The sequence below is a fragment of the Paraburkholderia sp. SIMBA_030 genome (genome assembly GCF_046535245.1).
In the GTDB taxonomy this organism is placed as follows: Bacteria; Pseudomonadota; Gammaproteobacteria; order Burkholderiales; family Burkholderiaceae; genus Paraburkholderia.
The window spans coordinates 1-252 of record NZ_JAWRXB010001143.1; the positions used below are offsets into that span (position 1 = coordinate 1).

Annotated in this window: 1 protein-coding gene; it reads right to left on the reverse strand. The window is 67.9% G+C overall.

Translation table 11 applies throughout. The features are described 5' to 3' along the window. Positions 1 to 252: ATP-binding cassette domain-containing protein (locus SB772_RS43605; protein WP_410838979.1), on the reverse strand; the 252-nt coding region annotated here is incomplete at both ends.

Here is a 252-nt window from a genome sequence, read left to right on the forward strand (position 1 = left end):
GCGGTGGTCGGCTCGTCGAGGATCACCAGCTCCGGGTCGGTGATCAGCGCCATCGCGGCCATCAGCCGCTGCAGTTGCCCGCCCGACACCTGGTGCGGATAGCGCTTGCCGATCGTCTCCGGCTCGGGCAGCGCGAGCGCGCGGAATAGCTCGACCGCCTTCGCCTGCGCATCGCGCTTCGTCATCGTCTTGTGGATCAGCGCGCTCTCGATCACCTGGTCGAGAATCGTGCGCGACGGGTTGAAGGCAGCG